The sequence below is a fragment of the Streptomyces sp. NBC_00258 genome (assembly GCF_036182465.1).
Taxonomy (GTDB): Bacteria; Actinomycetota; Actinomycetes; order Streptomycetales; family Streptomycetaceae; genus Streptomyces.
The window spans coordinates 3,105,869-3,119,959 of record NZ_CP108081.1 but is presented as its reverse complement, the minus strand read 5'-3'; the positions used below and the strand labels follow the sequence as shown (position 1 = coordinate 3,119,959).

Here is a 14,091-nt window from a genome sequence, read left to right as displayed (position 1 = left end):
TGTCGCGCAGTTCCCCGCGCCCCTGAGGGGGCGCTCCCCTCGGGCTCAGCGGGTTCGGTGAAGTCTGACTCCGCCTGCCAGGATCGACGACGCCAACGCGTCCGCCGCGCTCTTCGCAGCCGTGTGGCGTTTGGCGTGTACGAGGACGAAGTCGACCTCGCCCAGTTCGGGGAGGCCGGCGCGGTCGGGGACGCGGACGAGGCCCGGTGGGACGAGGCCCCGGGAGTGGGCCATGACGCCGAGGCCCGCTCGGGCGGCAGCGATGAGGCCGTTGAGGCTGCCGCTGGTGCAGGCGATGCGCCAGGCCCGGCCCTGCCGTTCCAGGGCCTCCAGGGCGAGGGCGCGGGTGATGCCCGGCGGCGGGTAGACGATCAGCGGGACCGGACGCTCGGGGTCCAGGCGGAGCCGCTCCGAGCCGATCCAGACCAGGCGGTCGTGCCAGACCAGTTCACCGCGCGGGTCCTCGGGGCGGCGCTTGGCCAGCACCAGGTCGAGCTTTCCGTCGGCCAGTTGCTCGTGCAGGGTGCCCGAGAGCTCGACCGTCAGCTCCAGGTCGACCTCCGGATGGTCGTGCCGGAAGCCCTCCAGGATCTCGGTGAGACGGGTGAGGACGAAGTCCTCCGAAGCGCCGAAACGCAGGCGGCCGCGCAGCCGCGTCCCCGTGAAGAACGCCGCCGCCTGCTCGTGCGCCTCCAGGATGCGGCGCGCGAAGCCGAGCATGGCCTCGCCGTCCTCCGTCAGTTCCACGGAGTGGGTGTCCCGCGAGAACAGCTGCCGTCCGGCCGTGTCCTCCAGGCGCCGCACATGCTGGCTGACGGTGGACTGGCGCAGCCCGAGCCGCCGGGCCGCCTGCGTGAAGCTCAGCGTCTGGGCCACCGCCAGGAACGTGCGCAGCTGTGAAGGGTCGTACACACCTCCAGGCTATCGCGATTCGTGATGACAGTCAGAGTGGTATGACGGATTCCCGATCAAGGGTCCGAGGAGGACGATGGAGAGGGGACGCCCCAGCACTGAACCGCCGTACTGCACCACCGCACTGAACCGACTGAGCAACGGAGCACCGTGAAACGCCTGAAGTGGCCGTCCTGGCTGCCGATCGACCCGTACATCCTGCTGCTGCTCGGGACGGTGGGGCTCGCCGCCCTTCTGCCCGCCCGGGGAACCGGAGCCGATGTCGCGTCCGGCGCCTCCACCGCGGCGATCGCCTTCCTCTTCTTCCTCTACGGGGCCCGCCTGTCCACCCGTGAGGCGATGGACGGAGTACGGCACTGGCGGCTCCACATCACGGTCCTGGCCTGCACGTTCGTACTGTTCCCGTTGCTCGGCCTGGCGGCCCGCGGTCTCGAACCGGTGCTCCTGAACCACTCGCTCTACACCGGTCTGCTCTTCCTCACCCTGGTCCCGTCCACGGTCCAGTCCTCGATCGCCTTCACCTCGATGGCGCGCGGAAACGTTCCGGCGGCGATCTGCGCGGGCTCCTTCTCCTCCCTCGTGGGCATCGTGCTCACCCCGCTGCTCGCGGCGGCCCTCCTCGGCGGCACCGGGGGCGGCTTCTCCGCCGACTCGCTGCTCAAGATCGTGCTCCAGCTGCTGGTGCCGTTCCTGGCCGGGCAGTTGCTGCGCCGCTGGATCGGCGGCTTCGTCGCGCGCCACAAGAAGGTCCTCGGATACGTCGACCGCGGCTCGATCCTGCTCGTCGTCTACACCGCGTTCAGCGAGGGCATGGTGCAGGGCATCTGGCACCAGGTCAGCCCGCTGCGCCTGGGCGGTCTGCTCGCGGTCGAGGCCGTGCTGCTCGCCGTGATGCTGGCGCTCACCTGGTACGGCTCGAAGGCGCTGGGCTTCAACCGCGAGGACCGCATCGCCATCCAGTTCGCCGGGTCGAAGAAGTCCCTCGCCTCCGGACTGCCCATGGCGAGCGTGCTGTTCGGCGCCCACGCCTCGCTGGCCGTCCTGCCGTTGATGCTCTTCCACCAGATGCAGCTCATGGTCTGCGCGGTCATCGCCAAACGCCGCTCCCGCGACCCCGAGGCGGAACGGCCCGTCACCCCGGCCCCAGCCGCAGAGTCACGAATCGCGGTCGGTACAGGGACACGTTCCGGCTGAGGTTCGCCTGCGCCGTGACACCGCCGTTCGCGTCCAGCCAGTTGACGTCGTAGCTGAGCACGAGCCTGCCCCGGCTCACCGTCGGATGGAGCTGCGGGTTGTACGCGGCCACGCCCGCCCCCTGCTCCGGCAGCGGCGGGCTGAAGCCCTTGCCGGGCCCGTGCCAGGGCCCGGTGGGGGAGCACGCCCAGTACGAGGTGATGGTCGTCAGTCCCTCGGCGCCCGCCGCCATCGTGAACAGCACATACGTGCCCCCCTCACGGGCGACCGTGAAGGCGCTGCCCACCCCCTTGCGCCCGCCGTCGCCCAGCACGGGCTTCATGAGCGAGGGGATGGTCCACCGCTCGCCGTCCCAGTACCGCCACGCGCCGGGATCCGCCAGCCGGCCCCGGGGCACACGCGCGACGTACGCCTTCGACGCCGGCTGGGCGGCCGCTCGCGCGTCGTCGCCGCCGAAGACGTACGTCCAGTCCCCGTCGTCGGTCAGCGCGGTCGTGCCGAACAGCACCCGCTTCGCCGGGTCCTCGACCCGCTGCTGGTCGAGAACGCGCACGATGCCTTCGAGCCGCAGATCCGGCAGCGAGAGCGTGGCCACCTCGGTGGCCGTCGGCACCCCGTAGATCCAGGGGTACGTGCCGGTCGTACGCGTCCACAGCACGACCCGTACGACCTGCTCGGACGAGCCGGGGGAGCGGGGCTCGACGCGGGCGGCCACCGGCCAGCGCCACTGGCCCGGGGCCGGGTCCGCGAACAGCGGCGCGGGCAGGGTCCGTTGGAGACGGCCGTCGTCCATGACCACGGCCGAGTTGCGCACCAGGGGCGCGGTCGTGTCCCGCCACGCGTAGGACTCGCCCGCCGGGTTCGGCGGGCGGTACACCTGGCCGAGATACGTGTCCGAGAACAGCCACAGCACCCGGCCGTCCGGCAGCCGCACGGAGTGCGTTCCGTCGCCGCCGGTCCAGTCGTCGGCCCGCGAGGCGTCGTCCCCGTACCGCGCGAACTCGCCCGTGAGGTCCCGGTCGGCGGCCCAGGACTCGACCGTACGGGCCCGGCAGGAGCCCTCCCGGCCGTCGTCCTCCGGGAGGGCGGTGAGCAGCACGGCGCCGAGGACCAGGGCCAGGAGCAGGCCGAGCCCGGTCCCCGTGCGCTGTCGTGCTCGTGAGTCGTCGGGCACGCCCGGGACGTTAGTGGCTGCCGCTCACCCGGTCCATGGGCAGCCACAGCACGGTGTCCCGGGTCACAGGCGCGCCGGTCGTGCGGACACCGGTCAACTCGGCGTCGCTCAGCGCCCGGTCGTAGACCCGGACGTCGTCGATCGCGCCCGTGAAGTGCGCCCGGCTGTCCAGTTTCTGCCCGATGTGCACACCGAACGGCGCGTTGCGGCTCACGGAACCCGGCACATCGGCCGTGCCGGCCGAGGTCCCGTCGACGAACAGCGTCAGCTGTCCTCCGCCGCGGCGCAGCGCCAGATGGTGCCACTCGCCGTCGTTGTACGCGCCGGTCGTGCGCACGGACGCGGACCGCGGGGCGTTCGCGCCGTCCCGTACGGTGATCAGCCCCTGGATACGGTCGCTCGCGGGTTCGCCGCGCAGCCACACCTGCGGCTGGGCACCGCCGACCCCGCCCATCCACAGCAGGGGCTGCTCACCGGTGGTGGCGCTGTAGCGGAACCAGAGCGACGCGGTGAAGTCCTTCGTCCCGAGCGGCAGTTCGTCGCGGAAGGGCAGGCGTACGGCGTCGTCGGTGCCGTCGAACTCGAGGGCGCCGCCGAACACGCCGTCCGTCTCCCCGGCCCCGCCGAGGACCGCCGCGCGGGGTGCGCGCGGGGCACGGTCGACGGTGGTCGGGTCCGGGCCGCGGCGGGGCTGCAGCCAGTCCTCGGTGAACCGCGCGAACCGGATCTCGTCGCGCGCGTCCACGGCGCCGCCCTCGTACAGCAGGCCCACCGCGCTGCCGCCGATGCCCGCCATGTCCGAGTAGCCAGACCAGTCCGTCGTGACCACCGTGCCGCGGTCCACGCTGTCCCAGGTGCGCCCGCCGTCGTAGGAGGAGCGGATCATCATCGTGCGGCGGCGGTCCGGGTCGCCGGGGCAGGCGAGCAGGATCCGGTTGCCCAACCGCAGCGTGGAGCCCTGCACCTGGGGCGTGTAGAGGTCGGGGAGCGCACGGAACGGCGAGGTGAAGCTGTTGCCGCCGTCGCGGCTGAACGCCTGGGTGCGGTGCCCGAGATCGGTGCCGTCCTGCTCGCGGCCGCTGACGAGGATCGTCCCGTCGGCGCCCTCGGTCATCGTCATCTCGGACGCCTTCTGCCGGAACGTGCCGTCCTCCGCGATCGGCCACGAGTCCGTCGCCCCGATCCTCCAGTGGTCGCCGCCGTCGTCGCTGACGATGAGCGCGGCGTGGTTCGCGGAGACTCGACTGCCGTTCCACGTCTCGGTGTTGACCCCGAAGACCAGCCGGCCCGCGTGCCTGCCCCGGGTCAGCTGGATGCCGTGGACGGGACCGGTCGCGTACCAGGAGTTCCAGTGGGCGGGCAGGATCTCGTCGCTGAGGTCGCGCGGCTCGGACCAGGTGAGGCCGTCGTCGTCGCTGTGCTGCATGTGCGGGGTGCGGTCGCACGGGACATCGCAGTTGCCGCCGCCCGGACGGCCCGTGTTGTACGTCTCGGCCAGCACCACGCGGCCGGTCTCGCGGTCCACGATCGGGGCGGGGTTGCCGTGCGTGTCGCCCGCGCCCTCGTTGACGACCTGGAGCGGGCCCCAGGTGCGGCCGCCGTCGGTGGAGCGCTTGACCACGATGTCTATGTCACCGGCGTCGCTGCAGTCGTTCACCCGGCCCTCGGCGAACGCGAGCAGTGTGCCCTTCGTGGTCTTCACGACTGCCGGGATGCGGTAGCAGGCGTAACCGGGATCCTGGGAGGCCTTGAAGAGCACCTGCTGCTCGAATCCGGTTGGCGCGGTGGCCGCGGCAGGCGCCGAGGACATGGAAGACGCGGTGGATCTGGCGGATTCGGCGGGCCCGTCGGCGGGTTGGGCGTGCGTGGTGCTCGGCAGCCCGAGCAGCGCGGACGCGGTGAGGACCGCTGTCAGGGTGGAGCCGAGGCGTGCGCGAGCAGTGGATCTGAGATGTGCGCGAAGACTTGACGGCATGGTGCGACCTGCCCTTCGTGCGTCTGGACATCTGGATACATCTGGACATCGAGATAGGTCTGGACATCTGGACATCCCACGTCCAACGTGCGCGCCACAGACGCTACTTGGGCTCTCAGGCACCCCACAAGAAGCGTGCACGGGTCGTGCCGGGGGAAGTTGGCGCACGGCGGACGAGGACTCGGTGCCGCTTGGCGGTGTGCGCCTCCCCTCGGCGGTCGGGCGGTTCGCGTTTCGGCGGTCGGGCGGGTTCCGCTCAGTGAACCTGGGAGCCCGCCCGGCGACTGTGGAACACCCGGTGCCGTGGGCGGGCGACGACGCGTGCCGGGCTAGGCGAGTTCCCTCCGTCGGAGCAGCGGCGGCGGCACCGGGAGGAGCCCCGCGGGTTCGGGGACGGGGGCGGCCCCGCCGCTTCTGCGGCAGACCAGCGCGTCCGGGTCGCCGGCGGGCGCCTGGAGGCTGTAGCCGTCCGGGCACGAGGGTCCGGGGTCGCCCTTCTCGCCCTTGGGACCGGGATCCCCCTTCGGTCCCTGATAGCCCGGCGAGCCGTCGGAACCGGGCGGCCCCGCAGCACCCCCCGCTCCGTCCGTGCCGTTCGCCCCGTTCAGGCCGTCGGCGCCAGGGGGACCCGGCTCACCGGGCTCTCCGGAGGGACCGGACGGGCCGGGGGAGCCCGGTGAGCCGGGCGGCCCGCTCTCGCCGCGCGCTCCGCGCTGACCGCCGGGACCGGGTGCCCCGCCCGCTCCGGTCGCGCCCCGGTCGCCCTTGGCGCCGGGCTCGCCGGGTGCGGCGGCCGGCACGCGCACCCGGTCGAGCAGGTCGTCGACGGCGTCGGACGGATCGGGTGCCGCCGGGGTGCCGCCGCCGGCCTCGACCTGGGCGCGCAGATCGCGTACGTCCTGCGCCAGCGTCGACACGGCCTCGCCGCGCCGGTCGGCCTCGGCGCGCAGCCCGTCGGCCCTGCGGTCACCGGAGTCGATCCGCGCCCACAGGATGACCGCGACACCGCAGAGCGCGATCAGCACGCAGACGAGGAAGATGCTGCGCCAGCGCAGGGCAAGCAGCCGCTGGAACCGGGTCACGGCGCTCCTCCCAGTCGGTGGATGTCGAGTCGCAGACGGGCGATCTCCGACTGGTCGGCGGTGTGCATCGTCGACAACTCGTCGATGCGCGTGTCGCGTTCGGCGATCTGGCGCTCAAGGCGGTCGCGCTCGGACTGGAGCTTCTCGGTCAGGCTGGAGTAGCCGTTCAGGGCGTTCTCGCCCCGCTTCCCCAAGTACGCCACGACGGCCGCGCCCAGCACGCCCGCGCAGGCAAGTAACGAGCCGAGCAGGGTGGTGCCGGCATCCAAGTAACTGCCTCCTACCTGGACGACGGGCCGTGCGTACGGGGCCCGTTCGAGGTCGTCCGGAGCAACGAGTCAAATGCCTCCGGGGTACGCGCCCGCTCCGCCGGTACCTCCGGACGGGTGCTGACGGAGCGTCATATCCGGCTGTACCACCGGTTCGCGATGAAGGGGTCCAACCCGAGCAGTTCACGGGCCTGTTGATCCGGATTTCCAGTACGGACGGCTGATGCGGGCTAACGTTCCGTCATGAACGCACCGGACATGGAACCCCGCCTGGCCCTCGACCCCGCACGAACCGCCCTCGTGCTCGTCGATCTGATGGACCGCATCGTCGGACTGCCCCTTGAGCCCCGCAAGGGGACCGAGGTCCTCACCGTCGCCGAGGAGTTGGCGGCCGTCTTCCGGCAGGTGGGCGCGCTCGTCGTACTCGTGCGCGTGGAGCGGCCCGGTGTCCACGAGCAGCCGCCCGGCAGCGGTCTGGTCGCGGGGCTCGCGGCGGACGGTGACATCGAGATCGTGAAGCGGACCATCGGCGGCTTCCAGGGCACGGGGCTGCACGAGCGGCTCCGTGAACACGGTGTCTCCACGCTGGTGTTCGGCGGAATCGCCACCAACCTCGGCGTCGAGTCCACCGCCCGCGCCGCCGGCGACCTCGGCTACGACCTCGTCTTCGTCGAGAACGCCATGGCCGCCCTCACCGGCCCCGAGCACGAGGCCTCGGTGAAGCTGGACTTCCCACGCCTGGGCACGGTCGTCACGGCCGAGGATGTGCGCTTCGCAAGGGGCTGACCGGCGAGCAGGCCAACTGAAGCAGGACAACCACAGGCTTCTGCGCCCCGGAGGCGAGCCGAGCGCCAAAAGAGGCGAGGCCCCTCCGGCGCAGGGGGCGCTCCCCGCCGGGTGGGGGCCCCGCCGCCGTGCAGCGGGGAGACCGGTCAGCCCTGGGAGGCCGCGGCCCGTAGGGCGATGCGGTGCTCGCCCGCGTACACGTTCATGGAGGTGCCCCGCAGGAAGCCGACCAGTGTCAGGTTCGACTCGGCGGCCAGGTCCACCGCGAGGGAGGACGGCGCCGAGACCGCCGCGAGGACCGGGATGCCCGCCATCACGGCCTTCTGGGCCAGCTCGAAGGACGCCCGGCCCGACACCAGCAGGACCGTGCGGGAGAGCGGCAGCGAGCCGTTCTGGAGGGCGCGGCCGACCAGCTTGTCGACCGCGTTGTGCCGGCCCACGTCCTCCCGGATGTCGACGAGTTCGCCGCCCTCCGTGAACAGCGCCGCCGCGTGCAGACCCCCGGTCCGGTCGAACACGCGCTGCGCCGCGCGCAGCCGGTCGGGGAGGCTCGCGAGCAGTTCGGGTTCGAGCCGCACCGGGGGAGCCGTGTCGCCCGCCGTGTCGTCGATCGACCAGCGGGCGGTCGTACGGACCGCGTCCAGGCTCGCCTTGCCGCACAGGCCGCAGGACGAGGTCGTGTACACGTTGCGTTCGAGGGTGATGTCGGGGATGACGACGCCGGGCGCGGTCCGCACGTCGACGATGTTGTACGTGTTCGAGCCGTCCACCGTCGCGCCCGCGCAGTAGACGATGTTCTGCAGTTCGTCGGCCCTGCCGAGGACCCCCTCGCTGACCAGGAAGCCCGCCGCGAGCGCGAAGTCGTCGCCCGGGGTGCGCATCGTGATCGCGAGGGGTTTGCCGTTGAGGCGGATCTCCAGTGGCTCCTCGGCGACGAGCGTGTCCGGGCGGGTGGAGACCGCCCCGTCCCGGATGCGGATCACCTTGCGTCGTTCCGTGACTCGTCCCATGTCCTGATCAGTCCCGGTTCTGTACGTGCTGGTAGCCGAAGCGGCCCTTGATGCAGAGGTTGCCGTGGGTCACCGGGTTGTCGTGCGGCGAGGTGACCTTCACGATCTCATTGTCCTGCACGTGCAGGGTGAGATTGCAGCCCACTCCGCAGTAGGCGCACACCGTGGTCGTCTCGGTCTGCGCCGGCTCGTCCCACGTACCCGCCGCCCGCATGTCGAACTCCGACTTGAACGACAGGGCGCCCGTCGGGCACACCTCGATGCAGTTGCCGCAGTACACGCACGCCGAGTCCGTGAGCGGAGCGTCGTGCTCGACGGCGATCCGGGCGTCGAAACCGCGCCCGACGACCGAGATCGCGAACGTGTTCTGCCACTGGTCGCCGCAGGCGTCCACGCACTTGTAGCAGAGGATGCACTTGTCGTAGTCGCGCACGTACAGGTCGTTGTCGACCTTGGGTTCCTCGTTGAGACGGGCCGCGTCCGGGCCGAACCGGTCGGGTTTCGCCTCGTACTCCTTGAGCCACCCGGCGACCTCCGGTGTGGTCGACAGGTCGACCGAGGACGCGAGGAGTTCGAGGACGATCTTGCGGCTGTGCCGGGCGCGTTCGCTGTCCGTCAGCACCTGCATGTCCGCCTCGGCCTTGCGGGAGCAGGCCGGGACGAGGGTGCGTGAGCCCTCGACCTCGACGACGCACACACGGCACGCGTTCTTGGGGGCCAGGGTGTCGCCCTGGCAGAGCGTCGGGACGTCCTTGCCCACCGACCGGCAGGCGTCGAGGATCGTCGACCCCTCCGGGGCGCGCACGGGCTCGCCGTCGATCGTGAACTCCAGCAGACGGCGGGGGATCCCCAGCGGTATCAAGGTCATTCGTACGCCCCCAGGCGGTCGATGGCGGATTCCACGGCGTTCCACGCGGTCTGCCCGAGACCGCAGATCGAGGCGTCCTTCATGGCACGGCCCACCTCGCGGAGCAGGGCGATGTCGGACGCCGCGTCCGCGCCCGTCCGGTCGACGATGCGGTGCAGCGCCTCCTCCTGTCGCACTGTCCCGACCCGGCACGGCACGCACTGCCCGCAGGACTCGTCGCGGAAGAACTCGGCGATCCGCAGCAGCAGACGCGGCAGCGGCACGGTGTCGTCGAAGGCCAGCACGACCCCGGAACCGAGCGTCGTGCCCGCCTCCCGTGTGCCCTCGAAGGTGAGCGGGATGTCCAGTTCGTCGGGCCGTACGAAACCGCCGGCCGCACCGCCGAGCAGCACCGCGCGCAAACGTTTACGTACGCCCGCGAGGTCCAGCAGCTCGCCGAGCGTCGCACCGAACGGCAGCTCGTAGATGCCCGGCCGGTCCACGCTGCCCGACACACAGAACAGCTTCGGTCCCGTGGACCTGCCGGTGCCGATCGCCGCGTAGGCCTGAGCCCCCATCGTGAGGATGGGCAGCACGTTGACCAGCGTCTCGACGTTGTTCTCGGCGGTGGGTTTGCCGAACAAACCCTTCTCCACGGGGAAGGGCGGTTTCGACCGCGGCTCCCCTCTGTACCCCTCTATGGAGTTGAAGAGGGCGGTCTCCTCGCCGCAGATGTAGGCGCCCGCGCCGCGCCGGATCTCGATGTCGAAGGCGTACCCCTGGCCGAGGACGTCGTCGCCGAGCAGTCCACGCGCGCGTGCCTGTCCGATGGCGTGCTCCATGCGTTCCAGGGCCCGCGGGTACTCGCCGCGCAGATACAGGTAGCCCTTGTGCGCGCCGACCGCGTAGCCCGCGATCGTCATCGACTCCACGAGGGAGTACGGGTCGCCCTCCATGACCACGCGGTCCTTGAAGGTGCCCGGCTCGGACTCGTCGGCGTTGCAGACGAGGTAGTGCGGACGGTCGGGCTGCGACGCCGTGGCCTGCCATTTGCGGCCGGTGGGGAAGGCGGCGCCGCCGCGCCCGACCAGGCCCGCGTCCGTGACCTCGCGGATGACCCCGGCGGGGCCGATCGCGAAGGCCTGCCGCAGGGCCGTGTAGCCGCCCTGTGCCCGGTAGTCGTCCAGTGAGGCCGGATCGACCACGCCGACACGGCTCAGCAGCATCAGGGACGGGTCGCCGGCCTGCGGGACCGCCAGGGCCGCCGGCGGCTCCTCGGGCGCCGAGTCGGGCGAGCTCGCCGCGAGCACGGCCCGCTCGACGGTCGCGGGCGCCGACACGGCCGTACGCACCGGATCCCCGGCCTTGATCGCCAGCGCGGCCGGAGCCCGCTCGCACAGGCCCAGGCAGGGGCTGCGCTCGACGCTCACACCGCTGCCGAGGCCGAGCCCGGCCTCGACACCCGCGCACAGCTCCGATGCCCCGGCCGCCGCGCACGCGAGGTCCGTGCACACGTGCAGGACCGTCGCGGGCCGCGGCTTCACCGAGAACATCGCGTAGAAGGTGGCGACCCCGTACGCCTCCGCAGGCGGCACGGTCAGCCGTCGGCAGAGGTAGTCGAGGGCGCCCTCGCTGATCCAGCCGATCCGGTCGTTGACGGCGTGCAGCCCCGGCAACAGCAGGTCACGGCGTTCCCGGGCCTCACGCCCGCCGCGTGCCCACCTCAGGTCGGCGTCGGAACGGTCGGCGCCCTCCCACGAGGACTCCGGAGGACCGAGCAGTGTGTCGATGGCCGCCCGTTCCTCGTCAGTCGGCTTGCTGTCACCGAAGCGCAGGTCCACTTACGTCACCTCACTTGAATCGCAACCGGCAGCTTTTCGATCCGGATCGCCGACGCCTTGAACTCCGCCGTCCCCGCGATCGGGCAGTTGGCCTCGATCGTCAGCTGGTTGGTGTCCACCTCGTCGGGAAAGTGCATGGTCATGAACGCGAGCCCGGGCCGCAGCGCGGTGTCGATCCACACCGGCGCGACCACCGCCCCGCGCCGCGAGGAGATCCGGACCTCCTCGCCGACCACCACGCCGTAGCGCTCCGCGTCCTCCGGGCACAGCTCGACGTACTCCCCGCGCCGCAGCGGCGAGGCGAAACCGCCGCTCTGCACCCCGGTGTTGTACGAGTCGAGCCGCCGCCCGGTGGTCAGACGGATCGGGTACTCCTCGTCCGTCAGGTCGACCGGCGGGTCGTGCTGGACCAGTCCGAAGGGCGCGAGCCGGCCGCGCTCACCCGGGTCGGACGCCCACAACCTGCCGTGCAGATAGGTCGGTTCGATCCGGTCCGTCTCCGGGCACGGCCACTGGATGCCCTGGTGCTCCTCCAGCCGCTCGTACGTCATCCCGAAGTGGTCGGGGGACACCGACCGCAGCTCGTTCCAGACGGCCTCGGAGTCCGTGTACTTCCACTCGTGGCCCATTCGGGAAGCGAGGTCGCAGAGGATGTCGATGTCCTCGCGGGCCTCACCGGGCGGGACCACCGCCCGGCGCACCCGCTGAACCCGCCGCTCGCTGTTGGTGGTCGTGCCCTCGGTCTCGGCCCAGCCGGCCGTCGCGGGCAGGACGACGTCCGCCAGCTCGGCCGTCTTCGTCAGGAAGATGTCCTGGACGACGAGGAAGTCGAGGGCACGCATACGCCGTACCGCCTGCTCGCTGTCGGCCTCCGACTGCGCCGGGTTCTCCCCGATGCAGTAGACGGCCTTGAGCGTGCCCTCCTCCATGGCCTCGAACATCTCCGTCAGGTTCATCCCGTAGTGGGGCTGGATGACGGTGTCCCAGGCGGACTCGAACTTGAGCCGGGTGTCCGGGTCGAGGATGTCCTGGAAGCCGGGCAGCCGGTTCGGGATGGCGCCCATGTCGCCGCCGCCCTGCACGTTGTTCTGACCGCGCAGGGGCTGCAGCCCCGAGCCGAACCGCCCCACGTGGCCCGTCAGGAGCGACAGGTTGATGAGCGCGCGGACGTTGTCCGTGCCGTTGTGGTGCTCCGTGATGCCGAGTGTCCAGCACAGCTGGGCGCGCTCGGCGCGGGCGTAGGCGTGCGCCAACTCCCTTATCGCGGCGGCCGGTACGCCCGTCACCTTCTCGGCGAGCGAGAGGGTCCAGGGCTCGACGAGCTGCCTGTACTCCTCGAAGCCGGTGGTCGCCCGCTCGATGAACGCGTCGTTGGCCAGCCCCGAGTGGATGATCTCGCGGCCGATCGCGTGAGCCATCGGGATGTCGGTTCCGACGTTCAGCCCGAGCCAGCCCTCCGCCCACTCGGCCGTGGAAGTGCGGCGCGGGTCGACCGCGTACATCCGGGCGCCGTTCCTGATCCCCTTCAGCACGTGATGGAAGAAGATCGGGTGCGCGAAACGGGCGTTGGAACCCCACATCACGATGAGGTCCGAGTGCTCGACCTCGGCGTACGAGGAGGTGCCGCCGCCCGAGCCGAAGGCGGCCGACAGGCCCGCCACGCTGGGCGCGTGGCAGGTCCGGTTGCAGGAGTCGACGTTGTTGGTGCCCATGACCACGCGGGCGAACTTCTGCGCCACGTAGTTCATCTCGTTGGTCGCGCGGGCACAGGAGAACATGCCGAACGCGTCACGTGCCGCGCCGAGGCCCCGGGCGGCGCGGTCCAGGGCCTCGTCCCAACTCGCCCTGCGGAAGGGCTCGTCACGGGAGTCACGGACCAGCGGGTACTCAAGTCGGGTGTATGTCTTGGGAGTTCGGTCGCGCTTCCTCATACGGCGTTCCTCAAAGTCCTCGTGAGAGTCCTCGTGAAGGTCCTCATGCGGCGGTCCTCAGTGCGAGGAGGTCCGAGATGGCGTGGACGGTGCGGAGCGTGGGCACCGGGACGTCGGTGATCTCCGCGAGTTCGACGACGGCGGCCAGCAGCACGTCGAGTTCGAGCGGTTTGCCGCGCTCCAGGTCCTGGAGCGTCGAGGTGCGGTGGTCGCCGACGCGCTCCGCGCCGGCCAGCCGCCGTTCGATGGAGACGCCCACCTCACAGCCCAGCGCCTCGGCGACCGCGAGCGTCTCGGTCATCATGATCTCGATGACCCGGCGCGTACCGCCGTGCAGGCACATCTGCCGCATGGTCGCGCGGGCCAGGGCGCTGATGGGGTTGAAGGAGATGTTGCCGAGCAGCTTGAGCCAGATGTCGTTGCGCAGATCAGGCTCGACGGGGCACTTGAGTCCGCCCGCGACCATGGCCTCGCTGAACGCCGCACAGCGCACCGAGACCGAGCGGTCGGGCTCCCCGATGGAGAACCGGGTGCCTTCCAGATGGCGGACGACTCCCGGTCCTTCCAGCTCGGTCGCCGCGTAGACGACGCAGCCGATGGCCCGTTCTGGCGCGATCACCGCACTGACCGCGCCGCCCGGGTCCACGCTCTCGACACGGTGGCCGTCGTGCGGGCCGCCGTGCCGGTGGAAGTACCACCAGGGGATGCCGTTCTGAGCGGCGATCACCGCTGTCGTGTCACTCAGGAGAGGCTCGATGAGCGGCCCGCACGCCGCGTACGAGTTGGCCTTCAGGCCCAGGAGGACGAAGTCGACCGGGCCGACCTCGGCCGGGTCGTCGGTGGCGTGCGTCCGAGCGGTGAAGTCGCCGCGCGGGCTGAGCACTCGCACTCCGTGCTGCCTCATGGCCGCAAGATGCGGTCCACGGGCGATGAGGTGCACATCGGCACCCGCGCGATGCAGCGCGGCACCGACGTAGGCGCCGATCGCACCGGCGCCGAGAACTGCCACTTTCACTTGGGGGCTCCGTTCGGTCGAGGGTACCGAGGAGACGCTGAACAGCGTTGAACCA

12 protein-coding genes are annotated in these 14,091 nt (G+C 71.3%); 2 read left to right on the top strand and 10 right to left on the bottom strand.

Translation table 11 applies throughout. From position 1 onward, the window contains the following. Nucleotides 1-45: 45 nt before the first annotated feature. A complete protein-coding gene (locus tag OG718_RS14035) occupies nt 46-912 on the bottom strand; it encodes a LysR substrate-binding domain-containing protein (protein ID WP_328844284.1) in 867 nt (288 codons plus the stop codon). Nucleotides 913-1,062: 150 nt separating this feature from the next. Between OG718_RS14035 and OG718_RS14030 the strand changes: the two genes are divergently transcribed. After that, nucleotides 1,063-2,106, top strand: coding sequence for a bile acid:sodium symporter family protein (locus tag OG718_RS14030; RefSeq protein ID WP_143640902.1), 1,044 nt, complete (start codon nt 1,063-1,065; stop codon nt 2,104-2,106). Here OG718_RS14030 and OG718_RS14025 read toward each other — a convergent pair. The 4 genes from OG718_RS14025 to OG718_RS14010 all read right to left on the bottom strand — a co-directional run bounded on the left by OG718_RS14025 (nt 2,045) and on the right by OG718_RS14010 (nt 6,606). Next, on the bottom strand, nt 2,045-3,280 hold the full coding sequence (locus OG718_RS14025) for a DUF4185 domain-containing protein (protein ID WP_143640901.1): 1,236 nt from the start codon (nt 3,278-3,280) through the stop codon (nt 2,045-2,047). The genes OG718_RS14030 and OG718_RS14025 overlap by 62 nt on opposite strands. 10 nt (nt 3,281-3,290) lie before the next feature. Further along, nucleotides 3,291-5,255, bottom strand: coding sequence for a sialidase family protein (locus OG718_RS14020; protein WP_328844283.1), 1,965 nt, complete (start codon nt 5,253-5,255; stop codon nt 3,291-3,293). A gap of 329 nt (nt 5,256-5,584) precedes the next feature. After that, entirely contained in the window at nt 5,585-6,337 is a 753-nt protein-coding gene (locus OG718_RS14015) for a collagen-like protein (protein WP_328844282.1), read from the bottom strand. After that, nucleotides 6,334-6,606 (bottom strand): hypothetical protein, encoded by a 273-nt coding sequence (locus OG718_RS14010; protein ID WP_055616762.1) that lies wholly within the window; start codon nt 6,604-6,606, stop codon nt 6,334-6,336. The genes OG718_RS14015 and OG718_RS14010 overlap by 4 nt, the downstream gene beginning before the upstream one ends. A gap of 258 nt (nt 6,607-6,864) precedes the next feature. On the opposite strand from OG718_RS14010, the gene OG718_RS14005 reads away from it, so the two are divergent. Then, nucleotides 6,865-7,392 carry an isochorismatase family protein gene (locus OG718_RS14005; protein ID WP_306943204.1) on the top strand — a complete coding sequence of 176 codons (528 nt, stop codon included), beginning with the start codon at nt 6,865-6,867 and terminating at the stop codon, nt 7,390-7,392. A gap of 146 nt (nt 7,393-7,538) precedes the next feature. Here the strand turns inward: OG718_RS14005 and fdhD are convergent, their stop codons facing one another. The 5 genes from fdhD to OG718_RS13980 are packed head-to-tail and all read right to left on the bottom strand — an operon-like array spanning nt 7,539 to nt 14,036. Next, complete coding sequence (gene fdhD / locus OG718_RS14000) at nt 7,539-8,402, bottom strand: formate dehydrogenase accessory sulfurtransferase FdhD (RefSeq protein ID WP_143640897.1); 864 nt, start codon at nt 8,400-8,402, stop codon at nt 7,539-7,541. Between the two features lie 7 nt (nt 8,403-8,409). After that, entirely contained in the window at nt 8,410-9,270 is an 861-nt protein-coding gene (locus tag OG718_RS13995) for a 2Fe-2S iron-sulfur cluster-binding protein (protein ID WP_143640896.1), read from the bottom strand. Then, nucleotides 9,267-11,090, bottom strand: coding sequence for an NAD(P)H-dependent oxidoreductase subunit E (locus tag OG718_RS13990; RefSeq protein WP_143640895.1), 1,824 nt, complete (start codon nt 11,088-11,090; stop codon nt 9,267-9,269). Before OG718_RS13990 ends, OG718_RS13995 begins: the two co-directional genes overlap by 4 nt. Nucleotides 11,091-11,095: 5 nt before the next feature. Then, nucleotides 11,096-13,021 carry a molybdopterin oxidoreductase family protein gene (locus OG718_RS13985; RefSeq protein ID WP_143640894.1) on the bottom strand — a complete coding sequence of 642 codons (1,926 nt, stop codon included), beginning with the start codon at nt 13,019-13,021 and terminating at the stop codon, nt 11,096-11,098. A gap of 43 nt (nt 13,022-13,064) precedes the next feature. After that, entirely contained in the window at nt 13,065-14,036 is a 972-nt protein-coding gene (locus OG718_RS13980; protein ID WP_143640893.1) for a 2-dehydropantoate 2-reductase, read from the bottom strand. Nucleotides 14,037-14,091: the final 55 nt, after the last annotated feature.